Origin of the sequence: Nonomuraea sp. NPDC049655 (assembly GCF_044465465.1) — a bacterium.
Lineage (GTDB): Bacteria > Actinomycetota > Actinomycetes > Streptosporangiales > Streptosporangiaceae > Nonomuraea.
On the sequence record NZ_JBITLS010000018.1, the window covers coordinates 69,505 to 86,162 of the forward strand.

A 16,658-nucleotide genomic window follows, 5' to 3' on the forward strand; every position below is an offset into this window, starting at 1 on the left:
AGCTCGCGTACACCACGCGAAGCTCTCACAGAGTCATGAGATGGGCGGATGTAGTTATCGGCAGGCGCAGAGCCGGTCGGCGTCGTCCCAGGTGAAGGTGGAGGTGCCGGTGCCGTCGATGCGCTGCACCACGCGGTTGTCGGCGTCGTAGGCATAGACGTTGAGGTCGCCGGCGACGGCGCTGCTGGACTTGAGCAGCTGGCCGCGGTCGTTGAGGGTGAAGGTGAGATCGTTGGCGGTGATCATGCGGCCAACCGAGTCGTAGCCGAACCTCTTGGCCTCGGTGTCGGCCTTGGCTCCCGTCCCGGTCTGCGTGACGAGCCGGTTCAGCTCGTCGAAGGTGCGCTCGACCCGTACCCCGCCGGGAGCCAGGCTGACGGCGGGGTTGCCGGCCACGTCGTAGGCGACGGTCCAGGTGCGGTCCTTCAGGTCGGGGTGCTGCGCGGTGGCCGGCTCGATCACGGTCTCCACCAGGCCGAGGCTGTTGTAGGTGGTGTAGGTGGAGTTGCCGCGGCCGTTGGTGGTGCGGGTCTGCGCGCCGGCGGCGTCGTAGCCGAAGGTGCTGGTGATCTGCTCGGACGCGGAGACCGGCTCGACCAGCGAGGTCATCCGGTTGGCGCACCGCCAGCCAGTGCTTGGCGCCCTCACCACCGTCGCCGGCCCAGATACCCAGGATGTCGCGGTGCCCCTCGACGGTGACGGCCATCACCAGGTAGATGGGCCGGTTGGCGATGTGACCATCCCGGATCTTGACATTGATCGCGTCCACGAACAGGACCGGTACACGCGATCGAGCGGTGCCGCGCCCGTCAGCCCGTGGGACGCAGCGTCCGCGGCGGGTCGTGCTTGGTGAAGGCAGGGAGCATCGCCCTGTCCACTCCGGTCAGGAAGTCGAGCGGCGCCTGGTAGCCGTCGCCTACGGCGTGGGCGGCGGCGTTCATCCGGGAGGGTTTCGTAGTGGGCCACTTTCCGGTGTCGATGCGGGTCAGCAACGTCCGCAGGGTGACGATCTCCTCGGCGGCGCTGAGCGCGCAGTGGCTTCCCCTGCCGACGTACACCTGGCGCAGGTTGCCCGGGTCGCGGACCTGTTTGGCATACCAGTTCTCCTGGTCGGTGCTGGTGCCGCCGTCGCCGGTGTTGTGGGCGGTGATCATCGGGACCTTGAGGTTCCCCTTTGGCACGCCGTACCGCTTCAGGTAGGCGACGGCCTCGGGATCGGCGGCGACGCGTTCGGCGGACGCGAGCTGCTTCAGGTCGCCGCGCAGCGAGAGGCCAGCGGCCTCGTATGCCTGCTTGACCAGCTTCTTCTGGGCGGATTGGGCGAGCTGGCGGCCATAGTCGACGCCGGTGTTCGAGGCGGGGTTGCCGCCCGCCCTGGCAGCGAGGTCGGCCTGGCCGGACGGGCCGCCGTAACCGTAGGCGTAGGAGCCCATCACCCACTTGGCCTGCTGGCGGATGCGTTCGGCCACCTTCCTCGGACGGGGGCCGTGAGTGGAGTACCAGTCGGAGACGTTGTTGAACGCGCCCGCCAGCGCGAGCCTGGCACGACCCTCGGGTGTCTTCGTGCCTGCCTCGACCGCGTCGGCGAGCGCCTTCGCGCTCGCGTCCGGGTCCTCGGCGCCGACCAGGTCGATGTCCTTGCCCGGCGCGAGCAGCGTCTTGACCGCAAACAAGACGTCCAGCTCGGCGTTGAGGGAGCCGAGGGCGTCGAAGTTGCCGCATACGTTCATCGCCCCGGCGAAGCGGCCCGGGTTGCGCTCAGCGAGCAGAGTCGCGGCGACGGCGCCCATCGACTGGCCTGTCGCCACCGTCCGCTTCGGCTTACCGATCTTCTTCTCCACCCAGTCGAGCAACGCGAGCTGATCGGTCATCGCGTTCTCGGTCTGATAGCCGTAGCCACCATCCTTGTACTGCGAGGCGGCCAGCGCGTAGCCGCGGTCGAGCAGCCACTTCTCGGTCTTGGGATGATTGGTCAGGCTGATCGTCCCGACGGGGAAGCCCTCGGGGTGGTAGCCGTGGCTGAACAGCAGCAGCGTGCCGTTCCACCGGTCCGGGGTCTCGACCCGGTACTTGGCGCCGTCGATCGTACCCGTGTGGGTGGCGCGGCCGGATTCGACCGGCGCCGCGAGCAGACTCGCGCCGATCGCCAGCACGCTCATGATCTTCACTGCGGGGCTCCAGGGGTGTAGGTGAGCACGATGACGCCCGAGGCGAACGTCGTCGTCCTGGCCAGCTTCAGGTGGGTGGTGTCGATGCCGTCCAACAGGCGGTCACCGCTGCCGGCGACGACCGGGGTAACCCACAGGTGGTATTCGTCGACGAGCCGGTGCTCCAGCAGTGTCCTGTCGAGCTCGCCGGTGCCGAACTTGAGGAGGTTCTGCCCGGGCTGCCGCTTGAGCCAGGCGACCTCCTCTGCGACGTCGCCCTTGATGACGGTGGCGTTCCAGGTGGTGTCGGTGAGCGTACGGGAGGCGACGTGCTTGGGCAGCGTGTTCATCCTGACCGCGTAGTCGCCCTCGACCGACTCCAGGCTCGGCCAGCTCGCCGCGAAGCCCTCGTAGGTCTTACGTCCCAGCAGCAGGGCATCGGCGGCGAACAGTAGCTCACGGGCGTAGGCCGAGTACTCCTCGTCCCAGTACGGCGTGCTCCACTTGTCCGCGCCGCTGACGACGCCGTCAATGGTCATGAACGTGGACTCGATCAACTTGCGCATGGCACTCTCCTTAAGACCCATGACGAAAATGACCTCTCTCGTCCCTCAATCCCCGAGCGTCGGAAGGGGCGGGAGGTGCGCGGATTCTGTTAGCAGTGGTCAGACAACGGGGCGGTAGGTCAGCAGCAGCGCGCCGGTGGCGAAGCGCTGCGCATCGACGAGCTCGACCGGGGTGGCGCTTTCTGCGCGGAAGAGCGGCTCGCCCGAGCCCTTGAGGACGGGGTAGATCCAGATGCGGTACTCGTCCAGTAGCCCGGCCTGGGCGAGTGTGTCGGTGAGGCGGCCGTGGCCCCAGATGAGGATGTCGCCGCCGGGCCGGCTCTTCAGCTCGGTGACCTGGGCCACCACGTCGTCGCCTGGGATGACGACAGTCGGGCTCCAGGTGGCAGTGTCGACGCGTTGGGAGGCGACGACGTACTTGGTGATGGCGTTGACGTGGTCGGCGAAGGAGTCGCCGCTCATGTTCGGCCATGCCTGTGCCATGCCCTCGTAGGTGACGCGGCCCAGCAGCAGCGCGTCCACCCCCTTGGTCATCGCGGTGGCGTGGGTCTCGGTCTCCTTGTCGGAGTGCTGCGGCGACCACTCGTGCGGGTTGTCGATGAAACCGTCGAGCGTGGCGTGCGTGGAAACGATGATCTTTCGCATGCATCTATACTCACAACCATCCGTTTTGCCAGGTAGTGCACCGTTTCATCAGGGGGATGTGAAGGATTCACATGATCCGTGTGATGATCGCCGAGGACGTCCGCATCCTGCGCGACACCCTGGCCGCCGTCCTCGACCTGGAGGACGACATCACCGTGATGGTGGCCGTCGAACGCGGTGACGAGGTGGTGCCCACGGCCCTCGACGCCGAGCCGGACGTGGCCGTTCTGGACATCGATCTGCCGGGGATGGACGGGCTTGAGGCCGCCGCTCTGCTCCGTGACAAGCTGCCGCGCTGCCGTACCGTCATGCTGACCGGCCTGAACAAGCCCGGACACCTGCGCAGGGCGCTGGACGCGGGCGTCGCGGGGTTCCTGCTCAAGCACTCGCCGCCCGACGAGCTGATCGACGCGATCCGTAAGGTGGTCGCCGGCGGCCGGGTGGTGGATCCGCAGCTTGCGCTCGCCGAGTTGGAGCGGGCCGAGAGCCCGCTGACCGCGCGCGAGGCCGAGGTGCTGCGCATCGCCGCCACCGGCGCCGAACCCGACGAGATCGCCAAGACGCTGTTCCTCAGCCTGGGGACGGTGCGCAACTACCTGTCATCAGCGCTCATGAAGCTCAACGCCCGCAACAGGATCGACGCCATCAAGATCGCCACCGATCAGGGGTGGCTGTAGCGGCACGCTCGCCTCGAGCACGAACCTGTCTCCCCTGATCCCGCTGGTCAGCTCGCCGCCGACCGCGCGCATCCGCCCGGCCAGGCTCTCCAGCCCGATCCCCGGCTCCACCGCGTCCCGGCTGACCCCGTCGTTGGTCAGCCGCAGCCACGCCACGCCGTCCTTCTCCTCGAAGACCAGCTCAGCCCGCACGGCGGAGCTGTGCCATACGATATTGGCCGTCCCCTCCCGCAGAACGGCGGCGAGCGCGGCATCGGCCTCCGAGTCCAGCTCCAACACCGAGACCGAGGAACGAACCGACACACCGGCGGCGGACAGCGCGGCTGTCGCCGTGCCGACCTCCTGGGCCACCGACATCTCCCCAGGCCCCGACACGATCGTGCCCAGCTCCGCCAGCGCCTGACGCGCCGCATCGACCGCCGCGGAAAGCTCCGTCCTGGCCCGCTCCGCGTCCCTGCCCGCCAGCCGGAAGGCCAGGTCGCTCTTCAGCACCACGACCGAGAGTCGCAGTCCGAGCAGGTCGTGCAGGTCACCGGCGAAGCGCAGGCGCTCCCGCGCAACCTCGGTGCGTGCCAGCTCGGCCCGCGCCGCCTTCAGCGCCACGACCAGCGTCCCCATGTTGACCAGCCCGTACACCACGAGCGCGCGCACACTGATCCACACCACCTCGTAGACCGCGCTCAGCACGGTCGAGTCCCCCAGCTGCACGTTCCACAGCGCCAGCACGCCGCCGAGCAGCACGGCCACCGCCACCCAGCGCATCCACCCGGACAACAGCACGAGCCCGGCCCCCGGCAGGAAGTACACCGGGTGCCACAGGTCCAGCTCGAAGATCAGCAAGGGCGCCACGGCCGGTATGCCCAGCGCGAACAGCATCAGCGCGGCCCGCTTGACAGGCCGCCCGGGGACGCACGCCCGCAGGAACAGCGCCAGGAACGCCGCCAGCGCCACCCAGAAGATCGCCTCGTGGAGCACCGGGACGTCGACGCGGAAGATCCGCCGCACCTCGTTCGGCACGATCATGAGGCAGATCGTCATGACCCCCAGGACGGTCACCCCGGTGGTAGTGAGGTCGTCGGCCACGGCCGCGGACGGCCGCTCGCCCCGATGCCCGTGGGCGACGGAACGCGTCTCCTTCAGCGCGGCGCGCGCGGTGTCCACGCTCGCCGCGAGCCGCTCCCGCACGTCCTCGGACCGCCCGCTCTCCAGCACCTTCCGCCCGCCCGCGACGATCCCCTCCAGCGAACCCGCGACCCGCTCGCCGAGCTGCTTGGTGAAGGCCGCCCGCTCGCGTGCGACCGCGGCCTCCGCGAGGCTCGCCCGCGTCCGCTGAAGGTCGGTGACCATGTCTGCGAGCCGCGCCACGACGTACAGGACGATCCCGGCGAAGGCCGCCTGCCCGATCGCCAGATACAGCGACTCTGCTGGCCCGAACCCCTCCGCCAGCGTAGACGCCGCCTGGGCGGCCAGGACGACCCCGAAGCACGTCCACGCGAGCCATCGCCGCCTGATTAGCAGCAGGAACGCCGCGGCGGCGAAGCCGGAGTTGCCGTACCAGGTGTCGGCGAACCAGATCATGCCTGCGACGGTGAGCACGACCTGCGCGGCCAGCGTCCACGGCCAGCCCGCTGGCCGTGGTTCCTGCGACCAGCGCACGCAGTTTCGCAGGTGCAACGCGAGCAGGGCCACCAGCAGGGCGGTGGCGACCGGCCGCTCGGCCGGGTCGCCGTTGACGATCCCGACGAACCCGCCGAAGGCGAACCCGCAGCTTGCCACGGCCGCGACGAGGCGCGCGACGCGCACCCCGGAGACAGCGGATCGACTCAATACCGGCATTTCGGGCAGGCTACCGCACTCCGACGCCTTCACTAAGGGGTGTGTCTAGATGTACTGACCACAGAGGTTGAGAACGCGAAGACACACGATCCCCAAGATCATTGCATAGGAAAGAGCCTACGGGTTCGGTGTGGATTGCGACATCTACGCCGAGCCCCGGAGGCCCTTCATGCCCCACAGTAACGCGCCGCCGACCGAACTAGGACGCCTACGCCTACGCCTGGCCCGCTGCGTGGTGGAGGACGGCTGGCCCCTGCGACGCGCTGCCGAACGCTTCCAAGTAGCGGTCAACACCGCCAAACGAAGGGCCGATCGCTACCGCCAGCTCGGCCCCGCCGGTATGACCGACCAGCCCTGCCGGCCGCACCACAGCCCCCGCGAGACCCCGCCCCGGACCGAACGCCGCATCATCAAAGTACGCATCCTGCGCCGATGGGGACCGGCCCGCATCGCCCACCTCCTGGGCCTGCACCCCTCCACCGTGCACCGCGTGCTGTCCCGCCCCGGCGTGGCCCGCCTGCGACACCTGGACCGCGCCACCGCCCACCCCATACGACGCTACGAACACGACCGGCCCGGCGACCTGGTACACGTCGACGTCAAGAAACTCGGCAACATCCCCGACGGCGGCGGACACCGCATCACCGACCGGCAGACCGCACATCACCACCGCAAGGCCACCACCACCGCCCGCTACCGGCACGGCAAGCCCAAGATCGGCTACAGCTACCTGCACACCGCCCTGGACGACCACTCCCGCCTGGCCTACACCGAAATCCTGCCGGACGAGACCAAACAAACCGCCGCCGCCTTCTGGCACCGCGCCCACGCCCACTTCACCAGCCTGGGCATCACCGTCCGCCGCGTCCTGACCGACAACGGCGCCTGCGTGCTCTACGGCGACATGGGCTGGCTGGTCCCCCAGGCCCCTGGAGGGGTTGAAGACGGCTGAGTCGGTCTGCTTCGACAGCATCAGCCAGATGGTGGTCGACCGGTGGAGCAAGGGCAGGGTCGTGCAGCTCGGCTACGCCGCCTGGTGCGTGACGCTGTTCGCCGGCTACGGCTCCTCGCCGGCAAAGGAACCGACTCATAATCCGTGGGTCGTGGGTTCAAGTCCCACCCGCCCTACTCTTCAAAACCACGTCCGACCTGGGATTTCTCGGTTCTCGCCAGCCTCGGATCTCGTTTTTGATCATGGCTGGTCGCTCGCTGGTTGCTCTTGCGTACGGACCGTGTACCGCGGTAGATCGTTTAGACGTCCAGCACCAACTCAGACCCCAAAAACGACCACCAGAAGATCAAGCCAGAACGCCCGGCTCAGCCTCGCCCAGCAGGGACGGCTCCAGGTATGGTCAAGCCTCGGCCAAGTCGAACTCGTCTCGCCGGTCGGCTCTCTCGTCTTTGCGCCTGCCGGAAAATACGTCCGTGCAGCTCAAGCAGCATGTGAGTATTCGTGGATGATGCCTCCGAGCCGGTCGTGTCGGCGGATGGTCAGGTCAATGACACGCGCCGGTTCGATGATCGGATCCGGGATGGCGCGGAGTGGTGCTGCCTGGTCGAGGGCTTGATGGGCGCGGTGCTGGTTGTAGAACTTCTCGTACTCGCCGAGGGCGTGGCGGAGGTGGTGTTCGTTCCACAGGAGGCAGCGGTCGAGGAGTTCACGGCGGCAAGACTGCACCACCGCTCCATGATGGAATTCATGCGCGGCATCCGGATGCCGGTGAGTACGGTCTGGATGCCCGCGTCGGCGAGGATTCCGTCCATGAGGGTGGGGAACTTCCCATCCCTGTCTCGGATCAGAAAGCGTGCTCGGCAGCCTGCGTCTTCCGGGTCCATCACTAGGTTCCTGATCGTCTGGATCAGGAAGTCGGCGGTCGGGTGAGCGGTGGTGCCCAGTACGCGAACGCGCCTGCTGGCGTGCTCGATGACGGCCAGGATGTACTGGCGTTGCCCGTTCAAGGTGACGGTCTCGATGAAATCGCAGGCGAGCAGAGCGTGGGCTTGGGAGCGCAGGAAGTCGGCCCAAGTGGTGGATGCCCGCCGGGGTCGCTGGATGAATGCCTTCTTGCTTGAAGATCTCCCAGACTGTGGACGGCGCGACCTTGATGCCGAGTCTGGCGAGCTCACCATCGGCGTGGCGCCGTCTCATCAGGTCGCGGTGCCAGCGCAGGACGGTGTCCGGACGGACGACAAGCCGCAGCCGGCGCAGAACCTCACGCGGCAGTGAGGTCAGGTGCGCGGCGAGAAAGGCCCGGTCCTCGGGTGCGAATTTCACTCTGGTGTCGGCGCCGATATGGCGTTGGAGGACGGTGATCTGGTGGCGCAGGACGGGAGTATCTCCACGTCCTTGTCCCGATCGCTCAGGGGCAGCAACCGCAGCGCGGCGAACGTGTTCGTGACGGTGGGGTAGGCCAGGCGAAGGAGCACGACTCATCATCCTGCCGCACGCGTTTCTGTCCCCCGGGTGGCCCTGAGTTCGCGCCGCCATGCGAAGGCCTCACATGGTCACGACCTCGGCCGATCTAATTTTCGGCAGGCGCAGAGATGACGGCGACAACTACGCCATCGCCCCGGCCGAGCACCGCAGACAACAACAGGTCCTGGCCCTGCTCCACCATGACCCCAACCGCCCCTGACCAGCCCGGGGCATCGCCCGCCACCTCCGCGATGTCACCCTCGACACCGTGTAGCGGCAACTGTCTCGCTGGGCCGGCAGCCAACTCATCCGCAAGATCGGCCGGGTATCCACACCGCCCGGCCGATCTCTTCAGCACTCTTGCCAACAGCCCAGAAGCCTCAACTGCCTGGCCTTGGGCGAGTCCCCATCCGCTGCTACCGGAATCGTCTGCCGTTCCGTCCCGACCGGCGACTGACAACCGGTGCGGTGATGGTCACGGGGATGCCTGAGGGAGCCTGGGCGCCCGTGATACGCCTCAGCTCGGCCTCGCCCGAACGGACCTCGCTGGTCTGCGGGACGATACCGGCGTCGGCCATCAAGCGGGTCATGTCACGGCGCTGATTGGGCAGCACCAGGGTGACGACGCTGCCGGACTCGCCGGCGCGGGCGGTGCGGCCGCCGCGGTGCAGGTAGTCCTTGTGGTCGCTCGGCGGGTCGACGTTGACGACGAGGTCCAGGTCGTCGACGTGGATGCCGCGGGCCGCGACGTTGGTCGCCACCAGCGCCGTGACGTGGCCGCTCTTGAACTCGGCGAGGGTGCGCGTGCGCTGGGGCTGGGACTTGCCTCCGTGCAGCGCGGCGGCGCGCACTCCGCTGTTCAGCAACTGTTCGGTGAGCCGGTCCACAGCGTGTTTGGTGTCCAGGAACATGATCACCCGACCGTCGCGAGCAGCGATCTCCACGGTGGTGGCCTGCTTGTCGGCGCCCTGGATGTGCAGCACGTGGTGCTCCATCGTGGTGACCGCGCCCGCCGAGGGGTCGACCGAATGGACCACCGGGTCGCTCAGATAGCGGCGGACCAGCAGATCGACGTTGCGGTCCAAAGTGGCGGAGAACAGCATCCGCTGGCCATCTGGGCGCACCTGGTCGAGCAGGTGGGTGATCTGCGGCATGAAGCCCATGTCGGCCATCTGGTCGGCCTCATCCAGCACGGTGATGCCGACCTGGTCCAGGCTGCAGTCGCCGCGCTCGATGAGATCTCTGAGCCGTCCCGGGGTCGCGATGACGACCTCGGCACCGTTGCGCAGCGCATGGGCCTGGCGGCTGATCGACATGCCGCCGACGACCGTGGCCAGCCGCAGCTTCAGTGCTTGGGCGTACGGCGTGAGCGCATCGGTGACCTGCTGGGCCAGTTCCCTGGTGGGGACGAGGATCAGGGCGAGCGGTCGCCGCGATTGTGCCCGCTGTCCGGAGGTGCGGACGAGCAGGGCCAGGCCGAAGGCGAGTGTCTTGCCCGACCCGGTGCGCCCCCGTCCCAGGACGTCCCGGCCGGCCAGGGAGTTCGGCAGCGTGGCCGCCTGGATGGGGAACGGTTCGTTCACGCCCAGGCCGCTGAGCACCTTGAGCAGTGCGGGCGGCATGCTCAGCTCAGCGAATGTCGCGGCTGCCGGCAGGGCCGGGGTTACGGTGACCGGCAGCGCGAACTCTCTCTGGAGCGCGGCGGGACGCCGCCCGTTGCCGGACCGGTTGGAGGCGCCTGAACGGCCCTGAGCCGGAGAGCTGAATCGGCCGCCCCTGCTTCGGGCGGAGCCGCCCGTACGGGGCGAAGAGTTGCGATCGTGCGCGCGAGTTGCGTGGTTCATGCAGAACCTTCCTCGATGCGGCACGTGTCAGGATCCTCGGCGCGATGAGCGGCACAAGAACGGCTAGCACGAGCCGAAGAAAGACGAGTCGAACCGGCGGAAACAGCCTGGGCTCGTACGTCGAAATGGTCGGCTTTCGCCGGGAAGAACGCGGCTGTGATGCCGCGCCGTGGAACTGGATCGGGCCTATGCCCGAACCGGAGCCATCGGTGGTGCATCCGGTGTGCGGCGGAAGAACAGACATGCTGTGCTTCTCGGGTTGTGAGGTCATCACGGCACGATGGATGCCACAAAAGCAACGCGCCGGGGACCGCGCCCTGCGGCGCGGGCCCCGGCTACGTGGTGCGCAGTGTCAGGCGGGAACGATGTTCTCGGCCTGCGGGCCCTTCTGGCCCTGCGTGACGTCGAAGGCCACCTTCTGGCCCTCGCGCAGCTCACGGTAGCCGCCGTTGGCGACGATGTTGGAGTAGTGCGCAAAGACGTCGGCGCCGCCGCCGTCCTGCTCGATGAAGCCGAAGCCCTTTTCCGCGTTGAACCACTTCACGGTGCCAGAAGCCATGTTGATCTCCTTCGATGGGTGCAAAGCCGAAATCCGCATCGAACGGATTCCGCGTCGCCGCGATAGGACCACACACCCGGAAATGACCGGAGAACAAAAAATGCACCTGAGGCTACATACCGTCAGGTGCACACAAGTCTTTATGGGTACCACAACTGCAACTGATCTCAATCTAGCACATGTGCCGGCGGGCTGCGCATGCCCCCGCCGACGCCGACCTCATCCGCGCGCCATCGCCGCCTTGACCTGCAAGTTCCAGGTTCAACCTCGGCGATGTCGAGGTCACCGAAACGCCTGGTCAGGGAGGTGATCACCCGCGCCCACTCGTCGTGGTGGGCCTGGGTGATCACCTCCCGGACGTCGGTCAAAGGAACGGCCGCACCTCGATCTTCCGGTCGCAGACCTTCGACGCCTCGGCGGCGAGCTTGAGCGCCACATCCAGATCGGGGGCCTCCCACACCCAGATGCCGGCGAGGTACTCCTTCGACTCCACGAAAGGCCCGTCGCCGAACATCGCCTGCTCGCCCCGGTTGTCGATGACCGTGGCCGCGCTGGTGTCCGCGAGTCCGCCCGAGAAGACCCAGTAGCCCTCGGCGATCAGTCGTTCGTTGAACGCGCTGATGGCAGGCCGCCTGTCCGTGTCATCGGGATTGTCTCTGTCGTCGATCACGGAAACCAGGTACCGCATCTGAAGATCAACTCCCGGGGTGCCAAATCAGCGTGGTGCGCTGGTCAGGGACTTCAAGCCGTCGCATACTGCGGGCGCCCGGCCGGCCGGTAGACCTGGATCGACACACCCTTGGAGTCGGCCCGCGATTCGACCAGGTCGAGCGCAAGATCCGGGCCCGCGTCGGGGAACAGCCGCGCGCCCTGGCCGACGACCACCGGGATGGTGATCAGAGTCATCTCGTCGACCAGGTCGTTCTCCAGCAGCCACTGGACCAGGATGCCACTGCCGTGCACCTGCAGCTCACCCCCGGGCTTGGCCTTCAGCTCACTGATGGCCGCCGCGAGGTCACCGCGCAGCACGGTCGTGTCCTGCCAACGCGGGGTGGTGAGCGTGGTCGAGGCAACGTACTTGGGGGCCTCGTTCAAGGCCACGCCGATGGGATGTGCGCGCATCTGGTCGATGGATCCCCAGGAGCCGGCGAACAGCTCGTAGGTGTGCCGGCCGAACAGGAACGCCTCGGCGCGCTGGTAGGTCTGCGTGATGAACGTCCTGGTCTCGTCGTCGCCCTTCCCCCGGGCCCAGCCGCCGCGCTCGAATCCGTTCCTGCGGTCATCCGACGCGGCGCCGTTTCCCTGCATCACGCCATCGAGAGTGACCTGAGTCATGGTCGTCAGCTTCATGTTGCGGTTCCTTTGTCGTGCGATGCCCCTTGTGGGCGCCTTCGCCCCTGCTACGAACACCACCGCCCCGATCCGACACCGCCTCCCGGATTTTTTTGAAGAACTGGCCGGAGCTCCGGTCTCGTCAGCGATCCGACAGCACGACGGCTTCGCGGCGACGGCGCTCCGCCTCCTTGATCGCGCCCAGCGCGGACGGGGCTTTGGGACCAGATCGATCGCGAAGACCTGGGAAGACGAGTAGCCGGACCGGGCGCTGGCTGGGGTGTTGGTCAGTTGCCTGTCGGCAGTGACTGATCGACGGCGGCAACGCGGGCGGCGTACACCCTGTGCGCCTTGCGGACAGCCGGTCAGGCGGTCTCGTCAGCCAGGGCGGCGCTCTGTTGCGGTGCGGCGTGAGCGGGACAGGGAGGCGGACTGGTGCGGGCGTAGCTGCCGCACGTGGTGGCGGCCCGCAGGAGCCCAGGAAGCGCTCGACCGCGGCCGCGACCGGTTCCCCGGCCGATCCCGGCACCAGGCCGCCTGGAGAACCAGGAACTTCGCACGCAGTTGGAGCCGCCTGAACCGAACGCCACCCCGCTGGGCCGTCAGTGCTGAGAGACGTGCCAGTCCGCTACTCACTCCCGTGATCATCCGCACGGCGAGAGGCTGCCATGACGCCAGGCGCCTGGCCGATAGACCGTGAAGTCACAGTGCAAGGCGGAGGTCTATCGTCTGACCGTGATTTTCGAGCGTGAGATCCGCGACGGCGACGGCGACGGCGACGGCGGACAACCCGAACGAGTCTGGATCCCTGTTGGGCTCGTGCTGCTGGTCGGGCCGCCGGCCTCGGGCAAGAGCTCTTTCTGCCGGGCGCTGATCGATCAAGGCAAGATCGATCCCGAGGCCGTCGTGTCCAGCGACACCATCGCCGAGCGCTACCTCAACACTGCTGTCGACCGTGAATCAGCCGACCCCCAGATCTTCCAGGAACGAGATCGCCGAGTCATGGCGCGACTTTCGACGGGCCGCACCGTGATCGCCGAGTCAACCAACGTGCTCCCTCACGCGCGCGCCAGGCTGCTCGCCATCGCCAACAGGTTTCAGATGCCGGTCACCGCACTGCGCTTCACCCAGCCCGAGGAGGTCCTGCTGGAGCAGAACCAGGAACGGCGGAAGGCCCTACCGGCGGCCGACGTCTCCCGATACGCCAAGCTCATGGCCATGCACGCCAGCCCTGGCCAGCTTTACGCAGAAGGCGTGTCATTGGTGCAGGACGTTCCCGGACGCACGCAACACCTCACCGCCTCCCAGGCTGCGCGGCTCTTCGAGTTCCGCACGGCCGGCTGAACACCCGGGCGATCCTTCTTCACCGGCGGCGCCCGGCTCGACAGGGCGACCTTCACCGACCACGCCGTCTTCAACAAGGCGACCTTCACCGGCACCGCCTACTTCACCGGGGCGTTGGGGCTGGAGACGGCGGACGTGGCCGGTGTGCGCCTCCCGCCCGCGGCCGCAGGCGGACCAGGAGTGGCCGCCGTGACCTGCACTTCTGGTTTCGTGTGACCGGGTTCGACCAGCTGCCGCCGGCCCGCGCCGAAGCTCCGCCGGCCTCGCCGGTGCTCGATGACGGCCGCTACCGCCGGGCGCTGCGCGAGGGCCGCCGAACGCGCCGGGCGATGTTCGCACGCCTGGACGGCGATCACGCTGTCTCGCCCGATGGCGGCTACCCGGGCCTGCGACAAGACGTGACATTTCACGTAGTCGGCGCTTCAATTGCTCGATTATGGACGATGCCGATGTGGCCGCGGAGCGCGTGATCTCGCCGATTCTCGTTGGCCGGGACACGGAGCTGCGGCGGTTACTGGCGGCGGTGAGGCGTCCCCCGGCTGTCGTCATGATCGAGGGCGAGGCGGGCATCGGAAAGACGCGGCTGGTCGGCGAGCTGGCGGCCGCCGTCGAGCTGCGCGACCGGCCCCCGCTCGTCGGCGGATGCGCGCAGATCCGTGAGCCGTTCCCGCTCGGTCCCGTCATCGAGGCACTGCGCGGCGCCGCTGGGAAGCTTCCCGCGGTGGGCCTGTCGCCGGTGACTGGTGCTCTGCACCCGCTGCTGCCCGAACTTGCCGCCGTCCTGCCGGCCGCACCCGGCCCGCTCGACGACCCCGCCGGGCTGCGGCACCGCGTGTTCCGCGGGCTCGCGGAACTGCTCGCCGCGCTCGGCCAGGTCGTCCTGGTGCTGGAAGACCTGCACTGGGCCGACGAGCAGACGATCGAGTTCCTCGGCTACCTGCTCAGCGACCCGCCGCCCGGACTTGGCCTCGTGCTCACCTTCCGTGCTGAGGAGGCCGGTCCCGGCCTGCGGGCGCTCACCGCACGGCTGCGGCCGGAGCTCGCCCACGCCCACCTCGCCCTGGCCCCGCTGGACGTCGCGCGGACGAACGAGCTGACGGCATCGATCCTGGGGACCGCGCAGGTGTCGGACGAGTTCGCCGCCTACCTGTGCGAGCGGACATCCGGCCTGCCGTACGCCATCCAGGAGCTGGTCGCGCTGCTGCGCGCCCGCGGCGTCCTGGTCCAGCGCGGCACCAGGTGGGCGCGCAAGACGCTCGACGAGCTCGGCGTACCGGCCGGGGTTCGTGACTCGGTGCTGGAGCGGGTGCGCGGCCTGAGCGCGAACGGGCAGGCGGTGGCGGAGGCCGCGGCGGTGCTGCAGGTGGCCGTGCCGGTGCGGGAGCTCGTGGCCACCTGCCGCGTGCCGGAGCAGGACGCCCACGAGGGCCTGGACGAGTTGCTCGACCGCGGCCTGTTCGTCGAGCGGGGCGGCACGGCGGGGTTCAGGCACGCGCTGGCCGTCCAGGCGGTGTACGGGAGCATCCCGCTGTCCAGACGCCAGGACCTGCACGTCCGCGCGGCCAAGGCGGTGGCGCGGCAGAATCCCACGCCGCTCGGCCAGATCGCCCACCACCACCGTCACGCCGGCCGGCACGACGCGTGGGTGGACGCCGCGGAGAAGGCGGCCGACCAGGCCGTGGCCCTCGCCAACGACGCGGAGGCCGAACGCCTGCTGGAGGCGGTCCTGCGGCACGCGCCCCTCGACCCGGAACGCGAGGGCAGGCTGGCGGCGAAACTGGGCTGGGCGGGCGGTTACGCGCTGGGCGCCGACGAGCTCATCGGCCTGCTGCGCCCCGCCGCCGCCCGCCAGCCGCCCGGACCGGTGCGCGGCGAGCTGAACTACCTCATCGGGCTGAAGCTGGAGGCCGGGGGCGCCGCGCCGGAGCTCACCCGCGGGGCCATGATCGAGGCGGTCGCCGATCTCGCCGACCGCCCGGTGCTGGCCGCGTACGCGATGGTGGGCCTGGGCATGCCGAGAACCCCTGGTGTCCCGCTCGCCGAGCACCTGCGCTGGCTCGACCTGGCGCTCGAACGACTGCCCGAGATCGCGGAGTCCGAGCGGCGCATCTCCGTGCTCGGCAAGGTCGCCATGGTGCTGACCCTCGTCGGCGACCCGCGCGGGGCGAGCCTGACCGCGCAGGTCGTGGCGCGGACCGGCGGCCGTCCGACCAACCGGTGGGAGGTGGTGGCCTACGAATCCGTCGGAGAGGTCGCCTGCCTGGCCGGGCAGCACGACACCGCGCACCGTCTGCTGGACGCCGCGCTGGCCGAGGCGGCCGAGCACGATGTCACCGGCCTGATCGAGTCCAGGTGCCGGTTGAACCTGGCGACGCTGGCGTACTGCCGGGGTTCGTGGGACGGCGTGGAGGACGAGCTGGAAGCGTTGCGGGTCCGCTTCGCCGACCTGCGGAGTTACCGCCTCACGGCGGACACCGTGGCCGGCTGCCTGGCCCTCGCGCGCGGGCGCGCCGACGCCGCGCTTCTCGGCGACCTGGTGCGGGCGAACCTGGAGGCGGGCGCGGCCGACGTGCTCGCGCTGCCGGTGAGCGCGCTGCTGCGGCTGGCCGTCGCGCAGGACGGGGCCGCGGAGGCGGTGGCGCGTACCGGCGAGGCGTTCTCGCTGTGGGCGGCCAAGGGGCTGTGGCCGGTGGGTGTCCGCGCGGTTCCGGCGCTGGTCGAAGCCCTGGTGGGGCTGGGCAGGGCCGAGGAGGCCGGGGAGCTGGTGTCACGTCTCGAAGGCGAGCTCGCCGCGCTGGACGCGCCGTTCGCGCGGGCCGCGCTCGGCCATGCGTGGGGCTTCCTGTCCGCCGACGCCGTGCGCTTCGTGGACGCGGCGGCGTCGTACGACCGGCTGGGGGCGACGTACGAGGCGGCGCAGGCGCGCGAGCACGCGGCCGGACGCCTGCTCACCGCCGGTGACGAGCGGGGCGCGGCGATGCTGGAGGCCGCCCTGCACGCGTACGGCGGGCTCGGCGCCGCCTGGGACCTCGACCGGGCCGGCCGGCTGAGCAGGCGCTGGGGCCTGCCCGTGCCCGCCCGGCACCGCGGCGGCCCGCGCGGCTACGGGTCCGCGCTCTCCCCCAGGGAGGACGCGGTGGCCAGGCTGGCCGCCACCGGGCTGACCAACAAGGAGATCGCCAAGGAGCTGTTCCTGTCGGCCAAGACCGTGGACAAGCACCTGGGGTCGGCCATGCGCAAGCTGGGCCTGCGCTCCCGAGCCGGGCTGGCGCACCGACTCGACGCCTGACTA

At 69.1% G+C, this 16,658-nt stretch carries 16 protein-coding genes and 3 pseudogenes; 8 read left to right on the plus strand and 11 right to left on the minus strand.

The annotated features are described in order from the left end of the window. Nucleotides 1–54: 54 nt before the first annotated feature. The 5 genes and pseudogenes from ACIBQ6_RS44040 to ACIBQ6_RS44060 all read right to left on the minus strand — a co-directional run bounded on the left by ACIBQ6_RS44040 (nt 55) and on the right by ACIBQ6_RS44060 (nt 3,358). Nucleotides 55–609: a hypothetical protein gene (locus tag ACIBQ6_RS44040; protein WP_397218800.1), complete on the minus strand. Its 555-nt coding sequence runs from the start codon at nt 607–609 to the stop codon at nt 55–57. Between the two features lie 10 nt (nt 610–619). Next, nucleotides 620–798: pseudogene (locus tag ACIBQ6_RS44045) on the minus strand (transposase); the annotation flags it as partial. 11 nt (nt 799–809) lie between these two features. Beyond that, nucleotides 810–2,159 (minus strand): DUF6351 family protein, encoded by a 1,350-nt coding sequence (locus tag ACIBQ6_RS44050; RefSeq protein WP_397218879.1) that lies wholly within the window; start codon nt 2,157–2,159, stop codon nt 810–812. Between the two features lie 5 nt (nt 2,160–2,164). Further along, nucleotides 2,165–2,713 (minus strand): dihydrofolate reductase family protein, encoded by a 549-nt coding sequence (locus ACIBQ6_RS44055; RefSeq protein ID WP_397218801.1) that lies wholly within the window; start codon nt 2,711–2,713, stop codon nt 2,165–2,167. Nucleotides 2,714–2,812: 99 nt separating this feature from the next. Then, the gene (locus ACIBQ6_RS44060) at nt 2,813–3,358 is read right to left on the minus strand and encodes a dihydrofolate reductase family protein (protein ID WP_358302966.1); all 546 of its coding nucleotides are present in this window, start codon (nt 3,356–3,358) and stop codon (nt 2,813–2,815) included. A 71-nt stretch (nt 3,359–3,429) separates the two neighbouring features. Here ACIBQ6_RS44060 and ACIBQ6_RS44065 point away from each other — a divergent pair, with 71 nt between their 5' ends. Next, entirely contained in the window at nt 3,430–4,035 is a 606-nt protein-coding gene (locus tag ACIBQ6_RS44065; RefSeq protein ID WP_358302969.1) for a response regulator transcription factor, read from the plus strand. Here the strand turns inward: ACIBQ6_RS44065 and ACIBQ6_RS44070 are convergent. Next, nucleotides 3,961–5,871, minus strand: coding sequence for a sensor histidine kinase (locus ACIBQ6_RS44070; protein ID WP_397218802.1), 1,911 nt, complete (start codon nt 5,869–5,871; stop codon nt 3,961–3,963). The two genes, ACIBQ6_RS44065 and ACIBQ6_RS44070, sit on opposite strands and share 75 nt — an antisense overlap. A gap of 169 nt (nt 5,872–6,040) precedes the next feature. Between ACIBQ6_RS44070 and ACIBQ6_RS44075 the strand changes: the two are divergent. The 3 genes and pseudogenes from ACIBQ6_RS44075 to ACIBQ6_RS44085 form a co-directional block, all read left to right on the plus strand. Then, a pseudogene (locus tag ACIBQ6_RS44075) lies at nt 6,041–6,760 on the plus strand (helix-turn-helix domain-containing protein); the annotation flags it as partial. 564 nt (nt 6,761–7,324) lie between these two features. Further along, nucleotides 7,325–7,753: a hypothetical protein gene (locus ACIBQ6_RS44080; protein ID WP_397218803.1), complete on the plus strand. Its 429-nt coding sequence runs from the start codon at nt 7,325–7,327 to the stop codon at nt 7,751–7,753. A 90-nt stretch (nt 7,754–7,843) separates the two neighbouring features. Beyond that, nucleotides 7,844–8,098 carry a hypothetical protein gene (locus ACIBQ6_RS44085; protein ID WP_397218804.1) on the plus strand — a complete coding sequence of 85 codons (255 nt, stop codon included), beginning with the start codon at nt 7,844–7,846 and terminating at the stop codon, nt 8,096–8,098. 44 nt (nt 8,099–8,142) lie between these two features. Here ACIBQ6_RS44085 and ACIBQ6_RS44090 read toward each other — a convergent pair whose 3' ends face one another. Next, a complete protein-coding gene (locus ACIBQ6_RS44090) occupies nt 8,143–8,298 on the minus strand; it encodes a hypothetical protein (RefSeq protein WP_358298133.1) in 156 nt (51 codons plus the stop codon). A 74-nt stretch (nt 8,299–8,372) separates the two neighbouring features. On the opposite strand from ACIBQ6_RS44090, the gene ACIBQ6_RS44095 reads away from it, so the two are divergent. Continuing rightward, nucleotides 8,373–8,507: a hypothetical protein gene (locus ACIBQ6_RS44095; protein WP_397218805.1), complete on the plus strand. Its 135-nt coding sequence runs from the start codon at nt 8,373–8,375 to the stop codon at nt 8,505–8,507. A gap of 196 nt (nt 8,508–8,703) precedes the next feature. On the opposite strand, the gene ACIBQ6_RS44100 is transcribed toward ACIBQ6_RS44095, so the two are convergent. From ACIBQ6_RS44100 to ACIBQ6_RS44115, 4 genes are all read right to left on the minus strand, one after another. Continuing rightward, complete coding sequence (locus tag ACIBQ6_RS44100) at nt 8,704–10,131, minus strand: DEAD/DEAH box helicase (protein ID WP_397218806.1); 1,428 nt, start codon at nt 10,129–10,131, stop codon at nt 8,704–8,706. Nucleotides 10,132–10,483: 352 nt separating this feature from the next. Then, a complete protein-coding gene (locus ACIBQ6_RS44105) occupies nt 10,484–10,690 on the minus strand; it encodes a cold-shock protein (protein ID WP_020545593.1) in 207 nt (68 codons plus the stop codon). Between the two features lie 364 nt (nt 10,691–11,054). Continuing rightward, nucleotides 11,055–11,378, minus strand: a complete 324-nt coding sequence (locus ACIBQ6_RS44110) for a YciI family protein (RefSeq protein WP_358298135.1) — start codon at nt 11,376–11,378, stop codon at nt 11,055–11,057. A gap of 53 nt (nt 11,379–11,431) precedes the next feature. Further along, on the minus strand, nt 11,432–12,040 hold the full coding sequence (locus ACIBQ6_RS44115) for a dihydrofolate reductase family protein (RefSeq protein ID WP_397218808.1): 609 nt from the start codon (nt 12,038–12,040) through the stop codon (nt 11,432–11,434). Nucleotides 12,041–12,757: 717 nt separating this feature from the next. On the opposite strand from ACIBQ6_RS44115, the gene ACIBQ6_RS44120 reads away from it, so the two are divergent. The 3 genes and pseudogenes from ACIBQ6_RS44120 (at nt 12,758) to ACIBQ6_RS44130 (ending at nt 16,655) form a co-directional block, all read left to right on the plus strand. Continuing rightward, entirely contained in the window at nt 12,758–13,366 is a 609-nt protein-coding gene (locus ACIBQ6_RS44120) for an AAA family ATPase (RefSeq protein ID WP_397218809.1), read from the plus strand. A gap of 30 nt (nt 13,367–13,396) precedes the next feature. After that, nucleotides 13,397–13,582: pseudogene (locus tag ACIBQ6_RS44125) on the plus strand (hypothetical protein); the annotation flags it as partial. Between the two features lie 220 nt (nt 13,583–13,802). After that, the gene (locus tag ACIBQ6_RS44130; protein WP_397218810.1) at nt 13,803–16,655 is read left to right on the plus strand and encodes an ATP-binding protein; all 2,853 of its coding nucleotides are present in this window, start codon (nt 13,803–13,805) and stop codon (nt 16,653–16,655) included. Nucleotides 16,656–16,658 lie beyond the last annotated feature (3 nt).

What these genes read in the sequence shown, in the direction of transcription:
- ACIBQ6_RS44085 (WP_397218804.1), top strand. Translation starts at nt 7,844, where the DNA reads ATGAAATCGCAGGCGAGCAGAGCGTGGGCTTGGGAGCGCAGGAAGTCG.
- ACIBQ6_RS44055 (WP_397218801.1), bottom strand. Translation starts at nt 2,713, where the DNA reads ATGCGCAAGTTGATCGAGTCCACGTTCATGACCATTGACGGCGTCGTC.
- ACIBQ6_RS44040 (WP_397218800.1), bottom strand. Translation starts at nt 609, where the DNA reads ATGACCTCGCTGGTCGAGCCGGTCTCCGCGTCCGAGCAGATCACCAGC.
- ACIBQ6_RS44105 (WP_020545593.1), bottom strand. Translation starts at nt 10,690, where the DNA reads ATGGCTTCTGGCACCGTGAAGTGGTTCAACGCGGAAAAGGGCTTCGGC.
- ACIBQ6_RS44110 (WP_358298135.1), bottom strand. Translation starts at nt 11,378, where the DNA reads ATGCGGTACCTGGTTTCCGTGATCGACGACAGAGACAATCCCGATGAC.
- ACIBQ6_RS44050 (WP_397218879.1), bottom strand. Translation starts at nt 2,159, where the DNA reads ATGAGCGTGCTGGCGATCGGCGCGAGTCTGCTCGCGGCGCCGGTCGAA.
- ACIBQ6_RS44060 (WP_358302966.1), bottom strand. Translation starts at nt 3,358, where the DNA reads ATGCGAAAGATCATCGTTTCCACGCACGCCACGCTCGACGGTTTCATC.
- ACIBQ6_RS44095 (WP_397218805.1), top strand. Translation starts at nt 8,373, where the DNA reads ATGGTCACGACCTCGGCCGATCTAATTTTCGGCAGGCGCAGAGATGAC.
- ACIBQ6_RS44100 (WP_397218806.1), bottom strand. Translation starts at nt 10,131, where the DNA reads ATGAACCACGCAACTCGCGCGCACGATCGCAACTCTTCGCCCCGTACG.
- ACIBQ6_RS44065 (WP_358302969.1), top strand. Translation starts at nt 3,430, where the DNA reads ATGATCCGTGTGATGATCGCCGAGGACGTCCGCATCCTGCGCGACACC.
- ACIBQ6_RS44070 (WP_397218802.1), bottom strand. Translation starts at nt 5,871, where the DNA reads ATGCCGGTATTGAGTCGATCCGCTGTCTCCGGGGTGCGCGTCGCGCGC.
- ACIBQ6_RS44115 (WP_397218808.1), bottom strand. Translation starts at nt 12,040, where the DNA reads ATGAAGCTGACGACCATGACTCAGGTCACTCTCGATGGCGTGATGCAG.
- ACIBQ6_RS44130 (WP_397218810.1), top strand. Translation starts at nt 13,803, where the DNA reads ATGGACGATGCCGATGTGGCCGCGGAGCGCGTGATCTCGCCGATTCTC.